The following is a 24,514-nucleotide window of genomic DNA, read 5'->3' as shown; positions in this document are numbered from 1 at the left end:
CACCTCCGTTCCGGACGATGATAGCAGATAAGGGCAGGGGAGCGAAAGTGGCTTTTGTCATAAGGCTCCCTCTAAAAATTGTTCTTTTCCCTGACCTCTGCGTCAGGGCTCGTTTTCCAGTAACCCCTTGCCCTTGAAAAATGCTACATTTATATGTTACAAAACCTGTTTAAATCGTTAAATTTTTCTACGAGTGAGGGCAGATGGCTGAGAAGTCCGAAAGATACGGCCACAAGGAGATAGAGGCCAGGTGGCAGGCCGAGTGGGAGAGGAACAAGGCATTCTCCGCAGGGGAGACAAGCTCTCCGAAGTACTATGTCCTGGAGATGTTCCCATATCCGTCCGGCAAGATACACATGGGCCACGTGAGGAACTACTCCATCGGGGACGTGCTGGCGAGGTTTCTCATGATGAGGGGGAAGAACGTCCTTCACCCGATGGGCTGGGATTCCTTCGGCCTTCCAGCGGAGAACGCTGCCATTCAGCACGGCATACACCCAGCCAAATGGACATACGAGAACATAGACAACATGCGCGTCCAGCTCAAGCGCATGGGCTTGAGTTACGACTGGGGCAGGGAGGTGGCGACCTGCTCGCCAGAGTACTATAAATGGAACCAGTGGATATTCCTTAAGCTCCTTGAGAAGGGGATAGCCTACAAGAAGCGTTCATCGGTAAATTGGTGCCCGGAGTGCGCGACTGTCCTTGCAAACGAGCAGGTTGAGGACGGAAGCTGCTGGAGGTGCTCTTCGCCGGTCGAGATGAAGGAGCTTGAGCAGTGGTTCTTTAAAATTACCGCGTACGCTGAAGAGCTTCTTGAGCATACATACAAGCTCCAGGGCTGGCCCGAGAGGGTCCTCGTGATGCAGAGGAACTGGATAGGCAAGTCTACCGGGGCCGAGGTCGTGTTCCCGGTCGACGGGTCAAAGGAGAGCATAAGGGTCTTTACGACCAGGCCGGATACGCTCTTTGGCGTTACCTTCATGTCGCTCGCGCCGGGACACCCGGCTATAGAGAGGATAACGACCGGGGAGAGGAAGGCGGATGTGGAGAGGTTCGTGGCCAGGGCCAGGGCAGAGGCCAGGGACCTGCGCATGAACCCGGAAGAGGTCGTGAAAGATGGCGCGTTCACTGGGGCCTTCTGCGTAAACCCGCTCACGGGCGAGAAGGTCCCCGTATATGTGGCGAACTTCGTCCTTATGGAATATGGCACCGGCGCTGTCATGGCTGTTCCCGCCCATGACCAGAGGGACTTCGAGTTCGCCAAAAAGTACGGACTTCCGATAAAGGTCGTCATAAACCCTCCTGGCGCGGCGCTCGACCCCTCTACGATGGACGCGGCCTATGTAGAGCCTGGCATAATGGTCAATTCCGGCCCTGTGGACGGCACGGTAAGCACCGGGGCCATGGACGCCATCATCGACCTTGTGGAAGAGAAGAAGGCTGGTAAGAGGACGACAACCTACAGGCTCCGCGACTGGGGCATATCGCGGCAGAGGTACTGGGGCTGTCCCATACCGGTCATCTACTGCGATAAATGCGGCACTGTGCCGGTGCCTTTCGAGAGCCTTCCGGTAATACTGCCTGAGGACGTAATGCTGACCGGCAAGGGGCTCTCGCCGCTCGCCTCGTCAGAAAGTTTTGTAAAGACGGAGTGCCCGTCCTGCAAGGGAAGCGCACGGCGCGAAACAGACACCATGGATACTTTCGTCGATTCGTCCTGGTACTTTTTAAGGTACTCTTCTCCCCAGGAAAAGGGGCTGCCCTTCAAAAAAGACGAGGCCGGCTACTGGATGCCGGTAGACCAGTATATCGGGGGTATAGAGCACGCGGTCCTCCACCTCCTTTACGCGAGGTTCTTCACAAAGGCCCTTCGCGACCTCGGTCTCCATGAGGCGGACGAGCCCTTCAAGAACCTCCTTACCCAGGGCATGGTCTGTAAGGAGATAACAAGGTGCCCTGAGCACGGATACCTCTATCCTGAGGAGGTTGTAGAGGGCAAATGCAAGCTCTGCTCGAAGCCGGTAGTAATAGGCGCGGTAGAGAAGATGTCCAAATCGAAGAAGAACGTCATCGACCCGGACAGGATAATAAGCCAGTACGGAGCCGACACCACAAGGCTATTCTCCCTTTTCGCCGCCCCGCCTGAGAAGGACCTCGACTGGAGCGAGGAGGGTGTCGAGGGCTCGTACAGGTTTTTGAACAGGGTTTGGCGGCTCGTTGTCGAGAACTCCGATCTTCTGACTTCAGCTCTGTCATGGAAGCCTGGCGAAGGGCTTGAAGGAAAGGCTAAAGAGCTTCACGCCACCACCCACAGGACGATAAGGAAGGTCACACAGGATATAGAGGAGAGGTTCCATTTCAATACGGCCATCAGCTCGATAATGGAGCTTGTGAACGCTCTTTACCAGTTCCAGTCAACGCTTGACGGCAAGGGGCATGGTACGGCCGAGGCAAGGGTCTTCAAGGAAGCTATAGAAGCGGTGGTGCTGCTGCTCGCCCCGTTTGCCCCCCACATCTCTGAAGAGCTATGGTCGAGGCTCGGGGTCACAAAGCCCGTCTACAGGACGGGCTGGCCCGCCTGGAGCGAAGAGGCCGTAAGGGAAGATGAGATCGAGATACCGGTACAGGTGAACGGCAAGGTAAGGAGCAGGCTAAAGGTCCCCGCAGGGGCAGCGGAGGCAGAGGTAAAGCGGATCGTGATGAACGACGAGAAGATAAAAGAGATAATCACAGGCAAAGATATAAGGAAGTTTGTCTACGTCCAGGATAAGATAGTGAATATGGTGGTCGCTTGAAGCCGCGCTTTTTGTATATACTCGTTCTTTTGCTCTTTGCAGGCTGCGGCTACCACGTCGCCGGAAAGGCGGGGCAGATGCCGGGCGGGGTGGAGACCCTTGCCATACCGGTATTCACCAACAAGACCATCAAGCCCGATATAGAGTCCGCTGTCACATCGGCCTTCGTGAGCGAATTTGTGACGACCGTAAGCGTTGCAGGTGACGCGCCGTTTGTAATGGAAGGGGTCATCACTGCCTACAGCCTTACGCCCGTCTCCTTTACCAAGAGCGACGTAAACCAGGAGTACAGGCTTACGGTCACCATGTCGCTTCGAATACTTAACGAGAATACCGGCGCTGTTATCTGGCAGGACAGGAGCGTTACCGACTATGAGGACTTTGCAGTGAACATAGACGACGTCGCTGCCACAAAGGACAGGGAAGCCGACGCGCTCCGAAAGCTCTCCAGGGACACGGCGAGGCTCGTCAAGGAGCGCATGATGGAGGGCTTCTGAGGTGGCCTTGAAACCGTTATATTACCTCTATGGAACGGACGACTACCTCGTAGAGGAAGCCTTTCTCAAGATAAAGAGCGAGGCGCTCACGGGCGGCTTCGCCTCGATGAACTACCATGTCTACGAGGGCAAGGGGCTTGCCTCCTCTGACCTGGTCTCGACCGCCCAGACCATGCCGGCCTTTGCCGAATGGCGGCTCATAGCAGTCAAAGGGGCCGAGGGCATAAAGGCCGCCCAGGAAAAAGAGCTCGCTGAGTACGTAGCTGACCCGTCCCCGACTACCTGCCTTGTATTCATCTCAAACGCCGCGAAGCTTGATAAGGGCTCTGCCCTTGTGAAGGCCCTTGAGGCCGGGGGCCATACAAAGGCATTAAACCGCCTGAGCGATACAGAGCTTCTCAGATGGATAAAGGAAGAGGCCGTGAGGCAGGGCAAGACGATCGCGGATGCGGCCGCCAGGAGCCTTCTTGAGATATCCGGGACAAGGCTCCGTGATATAAAGGGCGAGCTCGACAAGATAGTCCTTTTCGCCGGTGAGAAAAGAGCGATCGACGAGAACGATGTCGCGGAATCGGGCCTTGAGTGCAGGGAAGAGTCGATCTTCAACCTCTCCGACGCCATAGGGAAAAAGGACGTCAAAGAGGCCTTCCGCGTATACGAGAAGCTCTCGGATGAGGAACCCATAAAGGTGCTCGGGGCCATAGCCCGCCAGATGAGGACGCTCCTTAAGATAAAGGCCCTCCTTAAGAAGGGCACGCCGGTAGAGAGGATCGGCGGGCTTACGGGCCTGTTCCCCAAATACGCGAGCGACTACATAAGGAGGAGCAAGCTCTTTGGTGAAACCGAGCTTGCCTCCGCCATCTTAAAGCTCCTTGCGGCCGACACCGACCTGAAGACCGGCAGGGCGCCCGTTGCGACGGTGCTTCCGAGGGTCATCATGGAGCTTTGCGGGAAGTAATACGTTCATGCAAGGAAACTGTCCATCTGCCTTGTCAGCCGGGTAGGTTGGGTTAGCGAAGCGTAACCCAACAATAAATAGAAGGCATATGCAATATCGCAGTCTAGTAGGGTGCGCCATGCGCACCATTTAGTTTCACAGGGAGTATCCTATGTCAACAGGCTCATTCGTCTGGAACCTTGCGGGGGCAGCCGTGTTTTTCATCCTCTTCCTCAAGACCAGGCAGACGCATAAGGGTTTAGGCACCACCTGTCTCATGCTCGCGGTCGGGAACATTCTCTATATCCTGGCAATCGCATTGATGTGAATGTAAGGAAAAACGGGATTTGACAGCGGGTGGGCTCGGCCCATCACCATTTTCATTTCTTTACTCTGCCCCTATGCCCTCAAACTCCGCCACAATCGGACGGATATACACCTTCATCGACATATCGTTGGAAAGATGCTTCCAACCCCCAAATAAAAAAAGCCCCCAGGTTTTCCGGGGGCTTTGGTTTGGATATCTGTTAAGGCCTTACTTCGCCTTTTCGTTCACTAACTTCGAGAGGCGGGCGGCCTTTCTTGATGCGTTGTTCCTGTGGATAACGCCCTTCGAGGCGGCCTTGCCAAGCTCGGAGACGGCATTGCTGAGGCTTGTCTTTGCCTCGTCCGCCTTGCCCGCGGCTACCGCGTCCTTTACCTTCTTGACAGCCGTCCTTACGGTAGATTTAACGGAGGTGTTCCTCTCCCTCCTCTTTTCGCTCTGCTTGTGCCTTTTTATTGCTGACGCGTGGTTAGCCAAAATACCCTCCTGTAAGCTCTTTCCTCTTAATTTCTGCTACCTTTTAAGGCGCAAATCTGTTAATGTTCGCTCTTGTGCCAGGCAAACTCTGTCCATGAGCCGGCTTGAAGAAAAGATGATAATATTCGTTTTTAAACCTCTTGTCAAGTATTTTGGGGCCGCCCGATGAGCCACGAGAGGAGGATCACCGGGGCCGCCTCCATAATAAGCGCCGCGACGGCCCTTAGCCGCGTACTCGGCTATATAAGGGACGCCGTCCTCGCGTACGTCTTTGGCGCAGGCCTCCTGGCCGATGCCTTTTTCATGGCCTTCAGGATCTCGAACCTCTTGAGAAGGCTTGTAGGGGAGGGCGCCCTCACATCTTCCTTCATCCCCATTTTTACGGAAGAGATGAACAGCCGCTCGAAGGAGGCTACCCGCGAGCTTGTATCGAGCGTATTTACCATCTTCGCCATCATACTTACCATCCTTGCCGTCCTCGGGATTCTCTTTTCAAAAGAGATAGTCTCGATAATGGCCCCGGGGTTCCTCGCGGACCCTGAGAAGTTCTCGCTAACGGTATCGCTGACAAGGTGGATGTTCCCTTATATGATCTTCATCGGTCTCATGGCCATAGCCATGGGGGTGCTGAACTCGTACAAGCACTTCACCGCCCCGGCCCTTGCCCCGGTCCTTTTTAACCTCGCGATAATAGCGAGCGTTTTCGCCATAGCCCCGTTCATCTCTTCCCCGGTATATGCCATTGTAGCAGGGGTGCTCGTCGGCGGGGCGTTACAGCTTTTTTTGCAGCTCCCTTACTTAAGCAGATTCGGCATGTTCCCGGGGCTATCGTTCAAATTCAACGACAGCGCGATAAAAAAGATATTTATCCTCATGGGCCCGGCAACCTTCGGCATCGGCGTATACCAGCTTAATATCTTCGTTACCATGTGGTTCGCCTCCCAGCTCCCTGAGGGGGCTGTATCATACCTTTATTACGCCGGAAGGCTCATGGAGCTTCCCCTGGGGGTCTTCGGAGTCTCTGTCACTACCGCCGTCCTTCCGAGCCTCTCCGAACATGTGGCGAAAAAGGAATGGGACGCCTTCAAAAGGTCCCTTTCGTTCGCCGTAAGGCTCGTAAACTTCGTGATGATACCGGCTACCATCGGCCTGATAATCTTGAGCTATCCGATAGTGGAGGCGCTATTCATGAGAGGGGAGTTCACGCCCCAGGACGCTGCCGCCACCTCCGTTGCCCTGTACTTCTACTCTGCCGGACTTGTGCCTGTGGCGGTATCGAGGATACTTACCTCGGTATTCTATTCCCTTAAAGATACGGCGACACCTGTCTGGGTCGCCGCCATCGCTTTTATCTTCAATACATTCTTCTGCTTTGTCCTTATAGGGCCGTTAGGGCACGGGGGACTGGCGCTGGCGACCACGCTTGCGTCAGCCGTAAACTGTGTTATGCTCTTCGTGATACTGAGGCTGAAGTTCGGACGTATCGGTATGAAAGAGATGGCGTGGTCGGCCCTTAAGGCTTCTGCCGCCTCAGCGGTGATGGGGGCTCTGGTCTATTTTGTAGCGTTCAAGTCGATCGGTGTTACAGGTGGCCTCGGCAAGACATTCCTCTTGACCGCGTGCTTAAGCATAGGAATTGTGACTTATATCATAGCCTCGAAGTATATGCAGGTGCCTGAACTCGTGTTTTTAAAAGGTTTTTTAAGTCGAAGGGGCAAAAAAGCGGGTTAAATGAATAAGGGTGGTTAAGCCCTAACCCGTTGATTTATCTGTCCAATCACTGCTTAAAAAATAGTCAACCTTCATAGCGCCCATAAAATCCGGTTCCAACGTTTTTTGCACCCGCCCTCTTTTCAACAACTTATCCACAGCTTGTGGGGACATCTTCTGAAGCCTCTGTTTTTACCGCTCTTTTTCCTTGGCCTTCGCCTCCTGCCAAAGCCGCTCCATTTCATCTATAGTCGTCGATGAAAGGCCGCCGCCTCTTTCGATGAGAGACCTTTCTATATGATGAAAGCGGGTGATAAATTTTCCTATCGTCTTTCTTAGCGCGTCCTCCGGGTTTACTTCCAGGAACCTGCCTACGTTCACGAGAGTGAAGAGCAGGTCGCCGAGCTCTTCCTCCATATGAGCTGCCGCCCTTTGTCTTACGGCATCCTTGAACTCGGCTACCTCTTCGTCGAGCTTCACCAATACTTCGCTTACGTCCTTCCAGTCAAAGCCGGCCCTCGCGGCCTTCTGGCTCACCTTGTGGGCGCGGAGCAACGCGGGCAGCACCTCTGGAATGCCTTCGAGATATCCCTTCGCCTCTTCACCCTTCTTCTCCAGTTTCTTTATCTCCGCCCACTGCCTCAAGACCTCTTCAGGGGTATCGGCCTTGCTCTGTCCGAATACATGGGGGTGGCGGCCTGTCATCTTCCTGTGGGAATCTTCTATAACGCCTGAGAGGCTAAAGAGCCCTTTTTCTTTTGCCATCTGGCATACGAATATGATCTGGAAGAGGAGGTCGCCCAATTCCTCCTTCATATGGCGCGCGTCGCCGGAATCTATGGCTGATATGACCTCATAGGCCTCTTCTATTATGAAGGGTATGAGCGAATCGAATGTCTGGGCCCTGTCCCATGGGCAGCCGTCCTCACCCCGGAGCCTTTCCATAAGGGCTTCAAGCTTGCCTATATCAGCTATTCTATTCTCCATCGAGTCCTGTCCTTCTCAAGTCATCTTTAGTATTGACGTTTTCAACTGACCGCGCTATCGGCAGGCCAGGGAAGTCATCTTCGGTAAGCCGCAGGGTGTCTATCTCATCCAAAAGCGTGTTTATCATCAAGTCCCCGGCCTTTATATGCTTTTCTATCACGGTGAGGCACCTTTTCGAGTACGCGGCGTGCATGGGATGGAGCATGCCGCCTATGAAGGGCGCTACAGAGCCGGCCTTGCCAGTCCTTTCAGCCACCGCCCTTACGCAAGCCTCGTCAAGGTACGGCATATCGCAGGCGACTACAAATGTGTAATTATTTCCGGAATGGAAAATGGCGGTGTATATCCCGCCCAGGCTACCGGCCCCGCTTATGATATCGGTATAGACCGGAAGGCCGAGGCCTTTATAGATGGCCGCGTCATTTGCCACGATGAAGGACTCTTTGAATACCGAGCTTATGAGCCGGACGGTCCGTTCTATTATGGCGCCTTCGCCTGTAGAGATGAAGGCCTTGTTGAAGCCCATCCGTCGGCTCTGGCCCCCGGCGAGTATTGCTCCTGTCATATTGATTTTGTTCAAGGCTGTCTCAGGCAGTTGATTGGTTGGAATCTGTCGGCAGGTCTTTTCAGGGGCCCTCAAGAGGGTCATCCCTTTTTGATCCTTATCTCTATCTCTTTTGCCTTATCGCACCCCTTGAGGCTCTTTATCATCCCGGAGACCCCGTCACGGAGGAGGTTTTCTATAAATGGCTTGAGCTCGACCTGCTGCCCGTCAACAATGAGGCTTATCCCTGGCTCCAGGTGCTTTTTTATTATCTGTTTTTCGATGAGGTCGGCAACCCCCTTGAAATCATTGATATCGTAGACCGGAAGGCGCCTGCTCACCCGGAAGTCCGAGGCAAAGGCTATGAGGTTTTTATCTTTGGAAGAGACCGGCCTCGACGAGTTTGCCTTGCGGACGACCTCTATTTTGGGAAATCCCGATTTTTTGAAGCCTTCGGTTAATATGACGTCTACATCCGTAAAGTAGGAAGCTATGATCCTCTCTGGCGGCCATTCGCTGGAGGTGTCCTTTATTACCGCGAACTTCTCCGGAGAGGCGAGGGCGACGACGCTTGCCCCGGCCTGCTTATGCCTCCACGAGTCCTTGCCTTCGTGGTCTATCTCAAAGCCGTGGGCGTCGTGCTTCAAGATGCCCACGCTGTAGCCCCTGCGTGTAAGCTCTGAGATGACCATCTCAAGGAGGGTCGTCTTGCCGCTGCCGGATTTGCCTATTATTGATATTATTGGCGCCATAATTTTTAAAGAATACGGATAATATACTATGGGTTACGCGGCGTGTAAATGATTTTTAACCTTGATCGGCGTGAGGACAGGCGAGAAGGGACACCCACTATGATCGTTGAAGCATCAGGGGATGTTCTGTCATGCGGCCCAATAAAAAAAGAGGCGGGCTTTCGGCCCGCCTCCTGGGTATTGTCAGGTATTTTTACATCCCGCCGCCGCTGGTGCCTGCGCCGCTGCGCTCAGAACCCGGTGTCATCTGCCTTTGCTGCTGCTCCATACCACGTTCAGTGCCGGCGGCAGGTGATATCCTGGCGTGTTCAAGCGCCTTCTCGGCGCTGTCTATTGCTTCCTTCGCGCTGTTGACGGCCTGCTTCAGGTGCTCATCCTGCCTTGCCTGCTGCTGGGCCTGCTCGAAGTTCCTCAGGGCGGACCTTAAGTTGTCTATGGCCTGCTGGGTCTGTTTGACAGCCTGCTTCTGCTGCTTGGAGACATCCTGGGCAGCGGCGCCTCTTTGCTGAGTGGCTGCCTGCTGCTCTGTGGTCCCTGCCGTCGCCTCATCTGACAGTGCAGGGGAAGCTGCGAATATTGATAAAAGAAATGACATCGCGACCGCTGAAAGAGTAGACCTCTTCATGCTGTTACCTCCTTGGTATTGTTGGTAAGTGAGAATGGAAGATACGGCAAGTATATGGGGGCTTGACGCGCGCGCCCCTCCTTAAATCTAAGTATACAGCAATAACCCCGGCGCGCAAGCAGCTCTGCCATGGAAAGCCTTGTATTTTAGCTATTTACTTGAATTAGCGGCTGAATTGACTTAAAATATCCGCATGTTCTTTCATCTGTCATGGCTAAGGCGTTTAGCCGGCTCACTCTTTCTGTCGATCGCCCTCTTATCCTCAGCACCCGCGTTAAGCGCCTCTGAGCCTTCAAAAGATCATGGGAAGACCATAGGCCAGACATTCGAAGGCGAGGAGCTGGTCTATGATATCGGCGTATGGTTCTTCAGTAATGTGGCGCAGGGGAAGGTCGTTCTGAAAAGCGACGGCCCGAATACCTATACCGCCACCCTTACCGCCGGTACAAGCGGCTTAATAGATACCCTTTTGCGCCACAGGAAGGACAGGTACGTCTCAAGGCTCAAGATGACCGGGGACGGAAAGCGGTTTGTTACCGTAAGCTTCGAAAAAGAGGTCGAGATGGACGGGAAGTCCGCGAGAAAAGGCACTTACAAGATGGACTATGACAAGAGGATAGTCAGCTGGAAGAGCTGGGGCGCTGGGAAGGAAGAAAAGAGCGGCAACGTGAAGATACCGGAAGGCATGTATGTGGATGACCCGATAGCCGCCTTCTATAACTTCAGGTTCGGGGCCTATGGCGAGGTCGAGCATGGCCGCGAATACGACATAGCGAGCTTCCCGAAGGAGGACCGCTTCCCGGAGATACATATAAAGGTAGCCACTGAAAAAGAGCTTAAAAAGAGGACGAGGTCAGGAATCGTCCCGGACTATCTCGCTGACGCGAGGATAGACAAGGAACTTTTCGGCTCCATGAACGGCGACGTGGAGATACGCTTCACAAAGGGCATGCTCCCAACCCATGCCATAGCAAAGGGCATATTCTTCTTCGGCGACGTAAAAGGCAGGCTGAAGGAGGTAAACCTGACGGACTCCTCCATCAAAAAGGCATCTGAAAAGTAGCCCCGCCTTAAAACCCTCACGACCTGTGGGTCTTCAATAACAGGAAGAGTACTGCCGCAAGCGCAGACATCGCGCTCCCGAAGAGAAACGTCGCGGAAGCCCCTACGTTATCCCAAAGATATCCGGCTATTATGCTCGCGGGAAGGAGCATGAGCCCCACGACCGTATGGTATACGCCGAAGGCGGTAGCCTTCTGCCCTTCTGGGGCAAGAGTGGCAAGATATGCCCTCAGGGTCCCCTCGCTCATGCCCTTGTAGAGGCCGTAGAGTGGAAAAAGTATCCATATGTGGATGGCGCTTGAGGAGAACCCTATGAAAAGGAAGAGTATCGAGTAGTATATGAACCCGGCAAGGATCATGAGCCTGAGGCCTATCCTGTCGGCCAGCGCGCCCATGGGTGTCGATGAGGCGGCGTAAACTACATTGAATACCAGGTATATTATGGGGATAAGCGCGCTTTGTACGCCGAGGTTTTCTGCCTGCAGGATGAGGAACGCGTCCGCGAAGTATCCGAGGGAGAAGACCCCCACTACCAGCAGGTATCTCCTGAAGGGGCCGTTAAAGGATGAGATGGATAATTTTGGGAGCTTGATTACATCTTCCTTTGGCCGTTTCCGTTCCTTTATGAACAATATTATGACAACTACCGCGATAATGGCCGGTATCGCCGAGGCGAAGAATACGAGGCGCAGGTTGTCGACGAATATGAGGAGCAGCACAAATGCTATGCCGGGGCCGATGACGGCCCCGATGGTATCCATCGACCTGTGAAAGCCGAAGGCTAATCCGAGTTTGCTGTTATCTGTAGAATCAGCTATTATGGCGTCCCTTGGCGAGGTCCGAACACCTTTTCCGACCCTGTCTATGAACCTGGCCCCCAGTACCTGTGACCAGGTCGCGGCAAGGGCGATAATGGGCCTGCTAAGGGCTGATATCCCATAACCGGCGCCCATGAGGAGTTTTCTTCGCCCCAGCCTGTCGGAAAGCCACCCTGAGAATACCTTTAATAAAGAGGCGGTAGCCTCGGCGATGCCCTCTATTATGCCGACCGCCGTCTTTGTGGCGCCGAGCACGTTTGTAAGGAAAAGCGGTAGGAGGGGGTAGATCATCTCGGAGGAGATGTCCATGAACATGCTTACTACCCCTGTGAAGAATACGTTGCGGCTTAAGCCGAAGGGATATCTTCTTTCGCGGACGGCAGGCTTCATACCCTGTGATTCTATCGATTTCCCGCCCGTTTGCAAGGCCGAGGAGCTGCCTTCATAAAGGTCTTGACATGGTTTGGCAAAACCGCTAATATCTTACATTCAATATTACCGGAGGATAGTGGAAGATGCACGCGGTCATAAAGACAGGGGGCAAGCAGTACAGGGTTTCCGAGGGAGACGTCCTGAACGTTGAGAAGCTCGCGGGAGACCCCGGCGCCAGGGTCGAGCTCTCAGAGGTCCTCGCTGTAGGCGAGGGCGAAAGCATAAAGCTTGGGACCCCGACGGTGGCAGGGGCCACGGTCGTAGCCGAGATACTCGGCCAGGGCAAGGGCAAGAAGGTAATAGTCTACAAGAAGAAGAGAAGGAAGGGCTACGACAAGAGGCAGGGTCACAGGCAGCTCTTTACCAGCATAAAGATTCAGGAAATAAAGGGCTGATTTTTAAGTTAAGGTCAAGGGAGGGTCTTTACAGTGGCTCATAAAAAGGCAGGCGGAAGCTCAAGGAACGGCAGGGACTCTAACGGTCAGAGAAGGGGCGTAAAGCGCTTCTCAGGTCAGGAGGTATCGGCCGGTTCTATCATAGTAAGGCAGGTAGGCAGCAGGGTATATCCAGGCTCCAACGCTGGCATGGGCAGGGACTTCACCATCTTCGCCAAGGTGAGCGGCATCGTCCAGTTCGAGGACAAGGGAGCCAAAAAGTTCGTAAACATCCTTCCGCAGTAAGAGGGATATGATAACTTGAAAAGGGCGGAATGGAGAGGCGAGTCGGTCTTCTCCGGCATCCGCCCTTTTTATATTTCGTAGATATTGTTTTAAAAACCGTTATAACGAAGACAACGGTCTGCGTATCGAAAGAACCGAAGAGGCAACAATCCCTGAGAATCCAATAACGCATCAAACGGAATTGAAAATATGAAGTTTATTGATGAGGCGAAGGTATACGTAAAGGCCGGTGATGGCGGCAAAGGCTGCATAAGCTTCAGGCGAGAGAAGTACGTGCCGAAGGGCGGTCCTGACGGCGGGAACGGCGGCAGGGGCGCGGACGTGATATTCGTTGCCGACAATCGCCTGTCAAGCCTGCTCGACTTCAAGTACAGGCGCGAGTACCAGGCTGAGAGGGGAGAGCATGGCATGGGCAGCATGTGCTCCGGGAGGGACGGGGAAGACCTTACCATAAAGGTTCCTGTTGGCACCGTCATAAAAGACGCGGATACCGGAGAGGTGATAGCCGACCTCGTGGTGGACGGGCAGGAGTTCCTGTGCTGCAAGGCCGGAAGGGGAGGCAAGGGAAACGCGCACTTCGCGACATCAACGCACCAGACGCCGAGGTTTGCCCAGCCAGGCGAACCTGGCGAGGAGCGGAACCTGAAGCTTGAGCTAAAGCTCCTCGCGGATGTCGGCATAATAGGTTTTCCGAACGCCGGAAAATCTACCCTTATATCGCATATCTCTGCGGCCAAACCCAAGATAGCCGACTACCCGTTTACAACACTTGTGCCAAATCTCGGTATCGTAAAGTTCGGGGACTTCGGCGGCTTCGTTGTGGCCGACATACCCGGGCTTATCGAAGGGGCTCACGAGGGCAAGGGGCTTGGCGTAAAGTTTTTGAAGCACGTCGAGAGGACTAGCATGTTCGTCCATGTGATAGACATCTCCCCAATGACCGGCAGGGACCCTAAGGAGGATTTCGCGGTTGTGAACCGTGAGCTCAAGGGCTTTAACGCGGAGCTTGCCGGCAGGCCCCAGGTCATTGCCCTCAATAAGACAGATATCCCGGAGGCAGAGGAGAAGATCCCGGAGTTATTGAAATTTTTCGAGGGTTTGGGTATAAAGGTATTTTCCATCTCAGCCGCTACAGGCAAGGGGCTAAGGGAGCTGGTCAATTACGTAGGCGCTCATGTGGTAGGTCTAAAGGCCAAGAGCGCCTCCTGAGGCGTATGAAGGACCTGAGGAAGAAGATAATAAAGAGGTCCCGCCGGGTCGTCATAAAGGTAGGGAGCGCCGTTGTCGCGGCCAGGCCTGCGGACGGCCCCGACATATTCACGAGGCTCGCTGACGAGATAAAGGGACTTAAGGAGGCTGGCAGGGAGGCGGCTATTGTAAGCTCCGGCGCCATAGCCCTCGGCATGCGCAGACTCGGTATGAAGGAGCGCCCGGCGACGATCCCTGAAAGGCAGGCCGCGGCGGCTGTCGGGCAGGGCTCGCTCATGGCCCTTTACGATTCGGCCTTCTCTAAAGTAGGAGAGAAGGCGGCGCAGGTGCTCCTTACCCATGACGACCTCGGAAGCCGCAAACGATTCCTCAACGCCCGCAATACCCTTACAGCCCTTTTCAGGCTCGGCATCGTCCCGGTCATAAACGAGAACGACACGGTAGCGGTAGAGGAGATAAAGTTCGGGGATAACGACGCCCTCTCGGCCCTTGCGACCAACCTTGTGGAGGCCGACCTCCTCATAATACTTTCGGATATAGACGGACTTTACGATAAAGACCCCAAGGCCTTCCCGGATGCCAAGAAGCTCGCTTTGGTCGAGGATGTCGACGAGCTTAATATCGACACTATCATAAACACCGCCAACAGCCTCGGCACAGGCGGCATAAAGACAAAGTGCGAGGCCGCCAGGCGCGCAGCCCACTACGGGGCCGCTACCATCATCGCGAACGGGAATAAGCCTGGCATCGTCTCGCGCCTACTGGCCGGAGAGGAAGAGGGCACCCTCTTCCTGCCCAAAGAGGACAGGCTTACGAGCAAGAAGCACTGGATCGCCTTCTCGGCCAGGCCCTCCGGCAGGGTCTTCGTAGACGACGGGGCAAAGGAGGCGCTCCTTAATAAAGGCAGGAGCCTTCTGCCCACCGGCATAAGGGACGTTGACGGCAGCTTCGACGCCGGAGAGGTCGTCCACTGCGTAGACCTTCTGGGCAAGGAATTCGCCAGGGGTGTGGCCAACTACAGCTCTTCTGAAATACAAAAAATAAAAGGGCTTAACACAGCCGAGCTTGTTGGAGTGCTTGGCTATAAGGTCTATGACGAGGTTATACACAGGGATAACCTCGTAGTGCTATAACAGGCATGAAATAAGTCCATCTGCGTCGTTGGCTTCAGAAGCTCGTCACTGCGGCGTACACTCAGGTACGCCGCAGTCATCAAGCGGCGAGAATAGCCTCGCATATGGAGCTCTTTAGCAGCCTGTTAGTATGGTGCGGTGGATTTTTTACGGGAAACCTTTTCGTAGAAAGCTACCTTATCCTGTTACTTTTCCCTTAACTTTTAAAGGGTTCCCTCCGATAGAAACGTAGCGGCAAGGAGTGTGTCTACTGCCGGTCCTTACTGTTGGGGCCCTGTTTGGAATAAAAAATCACTGAAAAACAGGGTAGTTATACCTGTTTTCTCAAGGAGATTTTCATGTCTGTGAAGGATGGGGTTCTTGAAATAGCAAAGGCCGCGAGACAGGCCTCTTTCGGTTTGGCGAAGCTAGAGAGCGCCGCGAAGAACAGGGCGCTTCTTAAGATGGCAGACGGGGTTGTGGCCGCCGCCGCTTTTTTAAAGGAAGAGAACAAAAAGGACATCGAGGCCGCTGAGAAGAAGGGGCTTACGAAGGCCATGATAGAAAGGCTTACCCTCTCGGATAAGGTCATCGCTACGATGGCCGCCGGGCTCCGTGAGGTTGCGGCGCTACCCGACCCTGTCGGAGAGGTGACGAAGATGTGGAAGAGGCCGAACGGCCTCATGGTCGGCAGGATGAGGATCCCTATCGGTGTCATCGGCATCATCTATGAGTCCAGGCCGAACGTCACGGCTGACGCCGCCGGACTTTGCTTGAAATCCGGGAACGCTGTGGTGCTTCGCGGGGGGAGCGAGGCCATAAACTCGAACAACGCGATAGCCAAAATACTCAATGAGGCTTGCGAGGCCTCTGGCGTGCCTTCGCGCTCGATACAGGTAATACCGACCACGGACAGGGAAGCGATACTTGAGATGCTCAAGCTTGAGGAGTATATAGACCTCATAATCCCCAGGGGCGGGGAGGGGCTTATAAGGTTCGTGGTCGAGAACTCAAAGATACCGGTAATAAAGCACTATAAGGGCGTCTGCCATGTATTTATAGACTCTTCTGCGGATATCGACATGGCCGAAAGGATAGCCTTCAACGCCAAGGTGCAAAGGCCGGGGGTATGCAACTCCATGGAAACGCTCCTTGTCCATAAGGATATAGCCGGAAAGTTCCTGCCGGCGATGTTGGAGAAGTACAGGGCGGCAGGGGTGGAGGTAAGGGGATGCGAGAGGACAAGGCAGGTAGTGCAAGATATAAAGGCGGCTACAGTCGAAGACTGGTCCGCCGAGTACCTTGACCTCATCCTGGCCGTAAAGGTGGTGGACGGTCTTGACGAGGCTGTAGACCATATCAACAGGTATGGCTCTCTACATACAGAGTCGATAGTAACGAGCGATTACGCCAACTCTCAGAGGTTTTTGCGCGAGGTCAACTCATCGACCGTCCTTGTGAATGCGTCAACGAGGTTTTCAGACGGCTTCCAGCTCGGCCTTGGCGCGGAGATAGGTATTTCCACCACCAAGATACACGCCTTCGGGCCTATGGGCCTTGAGGAGCTTACCACCCAGAAGTTTATAATCTACGGAGAAGGGCAGATACGGGAGTAGCCTTTTCTTAAATAATTAGTGATAGATAAAATCTTGTCTTTGGGATAGAATAGACGTGGAAAAAGGGGGTATTTGAGACCCCCCTGGGAGGCTCCCGTGGGAGTAAAGGGCAGGCTCAAGGACATGGGCCTGGTGGACATCGTCCAGATATTCAATGCCGAGAGGAAGACGGTAGCCGTGCACCTGGGCTCAGAGCATGGCTATGGACGTGTCTATATAAAAGACGGCCTGATAGTCCACGCCGCCTTCAGGGACCTTACAGGCCCGGATGCCTTCTACCAGCTCCTTTCGTGGAAGGACGGCGAGTTCGAGGTCGAGCCTGACACCCCGAGCCCTGAGAGGACCATCAGCGAATCTCCAGAGGGGCTTATCCTCGAGGGCTTGAGGAGGCTCGACGAGGCCAGGGGCAAGGGGATCGAGCATGGCGGCAACGTCGGCGACATCGAGTCTATAAGGCTTATGAACAGGCTCCTTGAGCTTGGCATACTGGAGAAGGTCTGAGGATGGCAGGGGAAGTCAAGAACATAGCCATAATCGGCGCCAATAAAGAGGGGCTAAAGCTCCTGCCCGTGCTCCTTTCAGACAGGCGGAGCAAGGTCTGCCTCATAGCCGATCCGAACCCAAACGCCATGCTCTTTAAATTGAAGGAGCTCGGCTACCGCATTCCGCCCAAGTTCAATATCGAGATAACGACCGATCTTGAAAAGATAAAGAAGGCGCGCGTAGATATAATCGTAAACGCCCTTCAGGACCACTCTACCGAGAAGTTTCTCGAAGCCCCGGAGTTCAGGGACGTCGAGAAGCTCGGCCCCCTTTCCACGCGCCTTCTCTGGGGGGTAAGGACTTCCACGCCTCAGGAAGGCCCTGGGCAGGACAAGATACACGAGCAGATGAACCTCCTTTCAGCCTTCCGCGAGATAGTCGACGCCGTAAGGCTTTCAATCGACAGAAAAGAGCTGCTCTCCGTGATCTTGAAGCTCGCCACAGAATCGACCATGGCCGAGCGCGGCTCCATCATGCTCATAAACGAAGAGAATATGCTTCGGGTCGAGATAGCCAAGGGCATGGATGAGGAGGTAGTAAGAAAGATCAGGGTCTCCATGGGCGAGGGCGTATCCGGCAAGGTCGCCCAGACCGGGAAGCCGCTCCTTATAAGCGGCAAGGCCAGGACAGGGGAATTCTCCAGGCCGATGGAGAGGAGCGACGTAAAGAGCGCGATGAGCGTCCCGCTTGTCGTAAAGGGCGATGTGATAGGCGTAATAAACGTAAGTTCGAGCGAATCGGTGCACGTATTTACCGAAGACGACCTCGGCTTCCTTTCAAGCCTTGCGGGGCTTGCGGCTGAGGTCATACAGAGGTCGAACGAGTACGAAAGCCTCCGGGTGGACTCGGCTAAGTTCACCTTCTGGAAAGAGGTGGACTCGATCATGTCCACCCAGATACCGCTGGAGCGGCGCCTTGGCGCGGTCGCAAAGCGACTCGTCGAGATAATACCGGGGCTCACCTGTTTTATCTATATTTATGACGACGACTCAGGCAGGCTCATGCTCCAGGCTTCGAGCATAAGGGACAGCAAGGGCATCGGGCTATTGACCTTGAGGCCGGGCGAAGGCATCGAGGGCTCTTCCCTTGAGGGCATGGCCGACACCTTCCTCGTAGATAGGACAGAGCACGGGCACACGAAGCGGGTTTACATGTCCCTTCCGATGATAGCGAAGGGGCAGCTCGTAGGCACCCTGAACGGGCAGATAATCTCGCACCAGGGCCTTTCGGTCTACCATGAATCTTTCCTGAAAGACATAAGAACGCTTCTCGCCGAGAGCGTATGGAAGCACAAGCAGAACGAAAGAGAGAAGATGCGCTCGCGGAAGATGTTCGCCGTGGACGAGGCGGGCCTCGAGATGATATCGATAAAAGACCCGAAAAGGCTCGTCACCATCATCGCAACAACCCCGGCGGCGATACTCGGGGCCGAAGGGTCGCTGCTTCGCATAAAACAGGCAGGCTCGAAGAGGTTCCAGACAGCCGCCACCTTCGGACTTGACGACGCCAAGGTGCGGGAGTACTTCCTGCCGTTCGAGAAGGAGACTGTGATGGAGGTCCTCCGGAGAAAAGAGCCGGTCTCCCGCGAGTTCTCGGAAGACGCCAGCCCCTACATCAGGTCGGTCATCTCAAGGCCGCTTTTAGTCGATGACGAGGTGGCTGGTGTGCTGTCGCTTTTCAACAAGACCGGAGACAACTCGCTTTTCCCGTGCGCCTTCTCAAAGCAGGACGGAGAGATACTCGCGCGGTTCTCGGTCTACGCCGAGAAATCCCTCCTGAACATAAAGACGCCCGAGCCGATGGAATTAAGGAAAGAGGCCGTGGCCTCAGGGCCGCCGCCGCTGCAGATATTCGAGCAGAGGGTCGACGAGGAGCTAAACCGGGCAAGGCGCTTTGACAGGGGCCTTGTGCTCGCCACAGTCCGCATAGCGGGGCTCAAGGACTTCGGCTCCGGCAAGGCCGAGTTCGAATCCGTGCTCGTAGGACACATCAGGAGAAAGACGCGGAGCTTCGACGTCGTCGTAAGGCTTAACGAGGAGACCTTCGGCTTCCTCTTCCTCGACACAGACGAGAAGGTAACGAGGCTCCTTTATTCGATAACCGAGGTCATCGCGAACGAAGACTCTTTCAAGAAGGCCTTCTCCGAGGGCAAGACCGATATCCTTTACGGCTATTCGATCTTCCCGAGGGACGGCGACTCTTTCAAGGAGCTTTTCGCCAAGGCCTCCAACAGGGGCAGGCTGGATGTGAACCGGCCCTATGACCCGGAGTACAAGCAAGCGCACCCATGATAACGGTAAGGTTCTTCGCCATGCTCAAGGGGCTGGCAAAAACAGAGGTCAAGGAGTACGATGTAAGCTCCCCCATCACAGTGGAGGAGCTTAAGTCTTTTATAAAGAGGGATTTTCCGGGGCTTTCGACGCTTATCGACAGCCGCTCACTCCTTATCGCGGTTAACCAGGAGTTCGCCAGGAACGACACCATTGTTACAGACGGTGACGAGGTGGGCTTTCTGCCCCCGTTCTCAGGCGGGTAGTGCTTCGCTTCGCTCACAATGACGTACAATCGCGAATTAATCAGAGATTCCTTAACAAAAATTTTCTCAGGGATGAAAAATGTCTCAGCTCGCAAGGATACAGAATGAGGACTTTTCGATAGATAAAGAGGTAGAGCTGGTCATGGCCGCCTCAAAGGGCATCGGAGGCGTGGTCGTCTTTTTAGGGGCCGCGCGCGATTTCTCGAAGGGTGAGACCATAACAGGCCTCGATTTCGAGCACTACCCCGGCATGGCCGAGAAGAAGCTTGCCGATATAAGGGAGAGGGCGCTTAAGAACTTCGACATTATAGAGATTGGCATAGTCCACAGGGTCGGCAAGATCGATATAGGGGAGAACATCGTCCTTATAGTCGCCGCGTCGGCCCACCGTAACGACGCCTTCATGGCCTGCGAGTGGGCGATAACAGAGCTTAAGAGGACGACCCCGATATGGAAGCGCGAGACGACAGGCAAGGGTGATGTCTGGGTCTCTGAGACGCCGTGAGGAAGATATGGTAACCGTAGGCATACTCACAATGAGCGACAAGGGAGCTCGCGGGGAGAGGGAGGACTTAAGCGGCAGGGAGATAGAGCGCATGATAAAAGAGCTCCCCGCCGAGGTAAAGGCCTATGAGGTCATCCCTGACGAGGTCGACGTTATAAAGGCCAAGCTCATCGAATACGCCGACATCGGATACGATCTGATACTTACGACCGGCGGCACGGGGGTGACTCCCAGGGACGTTACGCCTGAGGCCACAAAGGCGGTGATAGAAAGGGAGCTACCCGGCATGGCAGAGGCCATGCGTGCCGAGAGCCTCAAGAAGACGCCAAACGCCATGATATCCCGCGCTGTCTGCGGGATAAGGAAGTGTTCGCTTATAATAAACCTACCCGGAAGCCCCAGGGCCGTAAGGGAGAACCTCGCCGTAGTAATGCCAGCCTTGAATCACACCATTGAGAAGATAAAAGGCAGTCCCTCCGAGTGCGCGACGCCGTAATCTCCGGATTGGGGCGGAGGCGTTATTGAGTTTAATGGCATAGAGGCAGAGTAAAAAATGGTGCGCAGAGCGCACCCTACAGCTTCGTAGGGTGCGCTCTGCGCACCATTAAAAAATATAAAACATCGGGACAAAATCTCAGGCACATCCGTGAAAGGCAAACCACGGCTCTGTAAGACAGGCAACGCGAGGCTAAGAAGAGATTCAATCCGGTCGTCTCAGTTTTCCAACGCCGCCTCAAGGAGAACAGCAAAAACGGCAAAGTCATCGTCTGCGCCGTGATGAGGAAACTAGTTCACATAATCTATGGCGTAATAAAAACCCGAAAGCCGTTCAATCCAAAAATTGGATCAATTTAGGCTTGACAGGCAAAACGGTATCTACGAAGCTGGCCTGAAGCTTCCGTATCAAAAACAGCGAGACTTGCCGGTCTATTATGACTTCCTCTGTCTCTTCCTGGCATAGTAGCCGAGTCCGGCAAGCCCTGTGCCGAGGAGGATAATCGTGGAGGGCTCAGGAACCGGATTGTTCTGGGTCGGGTTCGTGCCCACATCCTGCCCGCTCGTGAACCTGAAGTTGCTGATGTAGACAGTGCTGTCGTAGATGTGGTCATAGGTGTCCGCAATACCGAACATGAGAGAATAGGTATTGCCGACGGTGAGGCCTCCGACTGTTGTAGAAAGCAGGATGGTTGCGCCGTCAAGCTCTGTGCCTGTGGGACTGCTCATCCAGGCCGAATTTATCGTAATAGGGTTCCCAAACTGATCGTAAGTGACATTGGTGCCCCCAGCTCCGCCAAAAAACGCCCCGAACACATCATTGAACTGGGAACCTACATATTCGGGGTATTCGTCTGAGCCGAAAACAAAATCAAAGCTGAACTGGGTGTTGCCTGCCACGAAATCGAAGAGCAGCAGCGCGGCGTCATAAGTTGTATATCCCGCCAGTCCAGTAAGGTCTGCCTGTCCTGCGGTACCGTAATTCGTACTCTTACTTCCAATCGTATTCGGCCCGTCATTGTAATTGTTGACATTTCCGGTCGAGAGGACTACGCCGCTTCCAATGCCCCAGAGCCCGGAAGAGTTTGTGAATGTGCCGAACTGGCTGGCGTCGCCTGAAACCGATGTCACGGTAACACCGCCAAGCGCGGCTCCGAGAGCTGAGGCGCTGTTGGTCTGGGTTATTGATATTGCACCGGCCTCGCTTGCAGCAGTAAGCGCAATCGCCATTGCAGACAGCATGAACAGTCTCTTCATCTTCGCTCTCCTTTTTTTCGGTAGTCGATAGGATTAATAAGCAAATTGCGTGCCGGAGAGTGCCAGCTGCCTCTAACTGCTTAATATCATGATGGTTTTTTTGTTAAGATAACTGCGACGCTGAGTTACTGAAGCGGCGTGTAATGAATACCGACAAACCAGAAGAGTGCCATTTGAAAGGATTTTCATGATAAATCAGTGAGTTACATGCGATGGGGCGAATGATGTCGGGAGATGAAGGCTGTCTGGATTTCTTTACAGTCATATATGGTGCGCTCTGCGCACCATATATATTTGACCACTTTGTTTTGTCTTATCCTATTTGCCTTTTTTCGGCTGCCAGGGCCCAAAAGCCGCGCCGGTCGGGTCTGAGACCACGCTAAACCACCCTATGTCAGCTTGGTAGGGTGCGCACAGCGCACCCTACCAAGCTGGTCCCCCTCTTTCCTAAAGAGGGGGCAGGGGAGATTATCTTTGAAGGGTTTATAATCCCCCTTACTCCCCCTTTGGAAAAGGGGGAGATTTCAGGCGGGCTTTCAGCCGACTGTTTTTCGAACCTGCCGCCTTGGGCAAAGGCTACGCTCGCTCTCTGCCTCCATCCTCCTCGCTCGCCCCGCCTCCAGCCTTATGCTCGCTTCGCTTATGCCCCGTTTGTATGAAAGACAAATGCTAAAGCCATGAACCAGGGTGATTTTGTCAGAAATAAAACCCAAACCCTACCACCGCCTTGAGGTCTTCGTCATCTTCTCTGGTAAATCCCTGGGGCGTGTCGTAATCTATATAGAGTAGCTCAATATCCGCGCTGTAAGAGGGCTGGGGCCTCCAATCCGCTCCAATCGCGTATGCGATGCCTGTGTCAGTTTCCTTGCCGCCGTTTGACCATTCGATGACCGCGACAGTCCCGTAATAGGCTGAAAGCCTCGGGGAGACCTCCGAGTCCCTTCCAAGTGGATAGAGCCTCAAGCCCCCGACCCATCCAAGCTCGCCGTCCAGTACGCCTGCCCCGGCTGTGGCGGCAAAGTACCTTCCCATGATAGCCTCGAGGTTGGCGCCTATGCCGCCGTAAGGTATGCCGGCGCCTATGCCGGCGCGGAAGTTTCCGGCAGGCATTGAGTCAGAGAGATCTGCGGACGCATCTTCTGCAAGCGCGTTTCCAGCAAAAAGGGCAACGAATATGAAGACGGAGATGGCGAGCGTCTTTATTTTATTCGCAGTCTCAAGCAGAGCTTTGATTGCGGATCTTTCCATCTGATTACCTCCTGAAGGTGTGTCTTATGCTGGCCAGACGGACACTTATGGCGCCGTCGTAATCAATATAAAGATAAAGGGCGTTTTCCTGCCCGTCAAGGGAGCGGCCTTTATAAATCGGGTTAAGGGTTAAAGCCTGAACACGTCTTTTGAAGGCCTTTTTGGCAACCTGTCGGACTTTTGAGGCGCTCGCTAAAGCTTCCTTCCCTTATCGCGCGGCGCGGTTTTTTTTGCCTCGCCCCATTTAAAATCAAAAAATGATATAAAATGATGAGGAGGTGAGTTGAACAAGAGCGAGGTTCCCGGAGGTATGATATGACGGATATCTGGTTTGCGCTGGGGCTTACGGTCCTTGCTGGCATGGCAACCGGCATCGGCAGTGCGATAGCTTTTTTCGCGAGGCGGACGAACTACCGGTTTCTTTCGGTATCGACCGGCTTCTCCGCAGGGGTCATGCTATATGTTTCTTTTGTAGAGATATTCGTAAAGGGGACCAGCGCGCTCACCGACGCTTACGGGGGCTATTGGGGGCACTGGGTCAACGCTGCTTCTTTTTTCGGCGGCATTCTGCTTATCGGCCTTATAGATAATCTTGTCCCGGCGGCGAAGAACCCCCATGAGACGCACCCTAACGCCGAGACGGCGCCGCTGCATAATTCATCCGCTCCAATGCCGGATTTCGCTGCAATAGCAGAAGGCTCGCGAAATGCCGATTCAGGCATGCACGACCACGGCAAACACAATACAAGGCTCCTTCGCATGGGCCTCTTTACGGCCCTGGCGATAGCGATACACAACTTTCCTGAGGGGCTCGCTACATTTTTAGCCGCCCTGCAAAGCCCTGGCGTAGGAATAGCCATAGCCGTAGCGATAGCGCTCCACAATATCCCCGAGGGCATAAGCGTGTCGGTGCCCATCTATTACGCTACCGGGAACCGGCGCAAGGCATTTGCATATTCGGTATTGAGCGGGCTTGCGGAGCCTGTCGGCGCGATAGCGGCCTACCTTATACTTTGGTTGATCGTCGGCAACGGCGGGGGAGTGCCTCCGCAGGTAATGGGGGTCATGTTCGGCGGCATAGCCGGCGTCATGGTCTATATCAGCCTTGACGGCCTCCTGCCCACGAGCCGGGCATACGGCAAAGGGCATGACAGCATATTCGGGCTTGTGTCAGGGATGGGGCTGATGGCGTTGAGCCTGCTCTTGATGAAGTGAAAGGAAGCTCAGACAGCAAGGCATGGTTTGGGGATTTCCGGCTGCCCAAACGCTTTCTCCGTTGACCCCTTTACCCCGATATTGTATAATCCCTGATAATTAATGGGCCTCCCAGGCCCATTTTTTTATTCCTT

The 24,514-nt window shown here is 54.3% G+C and carries 24 protein-coding genes; 16 read left to right on the top strand and 8 right to left on the bottom strand.

Features of this window, described 5'->3' with window-relative positions:
* The first annotated feature begins 203 nt into the window (after positions 1-203).
* The 3 genes from A2V21_302440 to A2V21_302430 are packed head-to-tail and all read left to right on the top strand — an operon-like array spanning position 204 to position 4,253.
* Entirely contained in the window at positions 204-2,798 is a 2,595-nt protein-coding gene (locus A2V21_302440) for a leucine--tRNA ligase (protein ID OIJ73221.1), read from the top strand.
* An 11-nt stretch (positions 2,799-2,809) separates the two neighbouring features.
* Positions 2,810-3,295, top strand: a complete 486-nt coding sequence (locus tag A2V21_302435; protein ID OIJ73220.1) for a hypothetical protein — start codon at positions 2,810-2,812, stop codon at positions 3,293-3,295.
* A 1-nt stretch (position 3,296) separates the two neighbouring features.
* Positions 3,297-4,253, top strand: coding sequence for a DNA polymerase III subunit delta (locus A2V21_302430; GenBank protein ID OIJ73219.1), 957 nt, complete (start codon positions 3,297-3,299; stop codon positions 4,251-4,253).
* Positions 4,254-4,767: 514 nt separating this feature from the next.
* Here A2V21_302430 and A2V21_302425 read toward each other — a convergent pair.
* Entirely contained in the window at positions 4,768-5,034 is a 267-nt protein-coding gene (locus A2V21_302425) for a 30S ribosomal protein S20 (protein ID OIJ73218.1), read from the bottom strand.
* A 165-nt stretch (positions 5,035-5,199) separates the two neighbouring features.
* On the opposite strand from A2V21_302425, the gene A2V21_302420 reads away from it, so the two are divergent.
* Positions 5,200-6,765 (top strand): murein biosynthesis integral membrane protein MurJ, encoded by a 1,566-nt coding sequence (locus A2V21_302420; protein ID OIJ73217.1) that lies wholly within the window; start codon positions 5,200-5,202, stop codon positions 6,763-6,765.
* A 171-nt stretch (positions 6,766-6,936) separates the two neighbouring features.
* Here A2V21_302420 and A2V21_302415 read toward each other — a convergent pair whose 3' ends face one another.
* The 4 genes from A2V21_302415 to A2V21_302400 form a co-directional block, all read right to left on the bottom strand.
* Positions 6,937-7,731: a nucleoside triphosphate pyrophosphohydrolase gene (locus A2V21_302415; GenBank protein OIJ73216.1), complete on the bottom strand. Its 795-nt coding sequence runs from the start codon at positions 7,729-7,731 to the stop codon at positions 6,937-6,939.
* On the bottom strand, positions 7,721-8,257 hold the full coding sequence (locus A2V21_302410) for a hypothetical protein (GenBank protein OIJ73215.1): 537 nt from the start codon (positions 8,255-8,257) through the stop codon (positions 7,721-7,723). The genes A2V21_302415 and A2V21_302410 overlap by 11 nt, the downstream gene beginning before the upstream one ends.
* A gap of 119 nt (positions 8,258-8,376) precedes the next feature.
* On the bottom strand, positions 8,377-9,027 hold the full coding sequence (locus A2V21_302405; protein OIJ73214.1) for a molybdopterin-guanine dinucleotide biosynthesis protein B: 651 nt from the start codon (positions 9,025-9,027) through the stop codon (positions 8,377-8,379).
* Positions 9,028-9,220: 193 nt separating this feature from the next.
* Positions 9,221-9,652 carry a hypothetical protein gene (locus A2V21_302400; protein ID OIJ73213.1) on the bottom strand — a complete coding sequence of 144 codons (432 nt, stop codon included), beginning with the start codon at positions 9,650-9,652 and terminating at the stop codon, positions 9,221-9,223.
* A gap of 193 nt (positions 9,653-9,845) precedes the next feature.
* Between A2V21_302400 and A2V21_302395 the strand changes: the two genes are divergently transcribed.
* Entirely contained in the window at positions 9,846-10,715 is an 870-nt protein-coding gene (locus A2V21_302395) for a hypothetical protein (GenBank protein ID OIJ73212.1), read from the top strand.
* A gap of 16 nt (positions 10,716-10,731) precedes the next feature.
* Here A2V21_302395 and A2V21_302390 read toward each other — a convergent pair whose 3' ends face one another.
* Positions 10,732-11,922 carry an MFS transporter gene (locus tag A2V21_302390; GenBank protein OIJ73211.1) on the bottom strand — a complete coding sequence of 397 codons (1,191 nt, stop codon included), beginning with the start codon at positions 11,920-11,922 and terminating at the stop codon, positions 10,732-10,734.
* A gap of 125 nt (positions 11,923-12,047) precedes the next feature.
* On the opposite strand from A2V21_302390, the gene A2V21_302385 reads away from it, so the two are divergent.
* The 10 genes from A2V21_302385 (at position 12,048) to A2V21_302340 (ending at position 20,661) form a co-directional block, all read left to right on the top strand.
* On the top strand, positions 12,048-12,359 hold the full coding sequence (locus A2V21_302385; protein ID OIJ73210.1) for a 50S ribosomal protein L21: 312 nt from the start codon (positions 12,048-12,050) through the stop codon (positions 12,357-12,359).
* Positions 12,360-12,392: 33 nt separating this feature from the next.
* Positions 12,393-12,644, top strand: a complete 252-nt coding sequence (locus A2V21_302380) for a 50S ribosomal protein L27 (protein OIJ73209.1) — start codon at positions 12,393-12,395, stop codon at positions 12,642-12,644.
* 189 nt (positions 12,645-12,833) lie between these two features.
* Positions 12,834-13,853: a hypothetical protein gene (locus A2V21_302375; protein ID OIJ73208.1), complete on the top strand. Its 1,020-nt coding sequence runs from the start codon at positions 12,834-12,836 to the stop codon at positions 13,851-13,853.
* A 14-nt stretch (positions 13,854-13,867) separates the two neighbouring features.
* Positions 13,868-14,986 (top strand): glutamate 5-kinase, encoded by a 1,119-nt coding sequence (locus tag A2V21_302370; GenBank protein ID OIJ75016.1) that lies wholly within the window; start codon positions 13,868-13,870, stop codon positions 14,984-14,986.
* 338 nt (positions 14,987-15,324) lie between these two features.
* Positions 15,325-16,581: a glutamate-5-semialdehyde dehydrogenase gene (locus A2V21_302365; GenBank protein OIJ73207.1), complete on the top strand. Its 1,257-nt coding sequence runs from the start codon at positions 15,325-15,327 to the stop codon at positions 16,579-16,581.
* A gap of 96 nt (positions 16,582-16,677) precedes the next feature.
* The gene (locus A2V21_302360) at positions 16,678-17,082 is read left to right on the top strand and encodes a hypothetical protein (GenBank protein OIJ73206.1); all 405 of its coding nucleotides are present in this window, start codon (positions 16,678-16,680) and stop codon (positions 17,080-17,082) included.
* Positions 17,083-17,084: 2 nt separating this feature from the next.
* Positions 17,085-19,415, top strand: a complete 2,331-nt coding sequence (locus A2V21_302355; protein ID OIJ73205.1) for a hypothetical protein — start codon at positions 17,085-17,087, stop codon at positions 19,413-19,415.
* Entirely contained in the window at positions 19,412-19,660 is a 249-nt protein-coding gene (locus A2V21_302350; GenBank protein OIJ73204.1) for a hypothetical protein, read from the top strand. The genes A2V21_302355 and A2V21_302350 overlap by 4 nt, the downstream gene beginning before the upstream one ends.
* Positions 19,661-19,739: 79 nt before the next feature.
* On the top strand, positions 19,740-20,165 hold the full coding sequence (locus A2V21_302345) for a molybdopterin biosynthesis protein MoeE (GenBank protein ID OIJ73203.1): 426 nt from the start codon (positions 19,740-19,742) through the stop codon (positions 20,163-20,165).
* A 7-nt stretch (positions 20,166-20,172) separates the two neighbouring features.
* Positions 20,173-20,661 carry a molybdenum cofactor biosynthesis protein gene (locus tag A2V21_302340; GenBank protein ID OIJ73202.1) on the top strand — a complete coding sequence of 163 codons (489 nt, stop codon included), beginning with the start codon at positions 20,173-20,175 and terminating at the stop codon, positions 20,659-20,661.
* A gap of 434 nt (positions 20,662-21,095) precedes the next feature.
* Here A2V21_302340 and A2V21_302335 read toward each other — a convergent pair whose 3' ends face one another.
* Entirely contained in the window at positions 21,096-21,917 is an 822-nt protein-coding gene (locus A2V21_302335) for a hypothetical protein (protein OIJ73201.1), read from the bottom strand.
* A gap of 696 nt (positions 21,918-22,613) precedes the next feature.
* On the bottom strand, positions 22,614-23,165 hold the full coding sequence (locus tag A2V21_302330) for a hypothetical protein (protein ID OIJ73200.1): 552 nt from the start codon (positions 23,163-23,165) through the stop codon (positions 22,614-22,616).
* Positions 23,166-23,480: 315 nt separating this feature from the next.
* On the opposite strand from A2V21_302330, the gene A2V21_302325 reads away from it, so the two are divergent.
* Complete coding sequence (locus tag A2V21_302325; GenBank protein OIJ73199.1) at positions 23,481-24,380, top strand: zinc transporter ZupT; 900 nt, start codon at positions 23,481-23,483, stop codon at positions 24,378-24,380.
* Positions 24,381-24,514 lie beyond the last annotated feature (134 nt).

The sequence above is a fragment of the Deltaproteobacteria bacterium GWC2_55_46 genome (assembly GCA_001595385.3).
In the GTDB taxonomy this organism is placed as follows: domain Bacteria; phylum Desulfobacterota; class GWC2-55-46; order GWC2-55-46; family GWC2-55-46; genus UBA5799.
The sequence above is the reverse complement of the archived record's forward strand: the minus strand, read 5'-3'. Positions and strand labels throughout refer to the sequence as shown.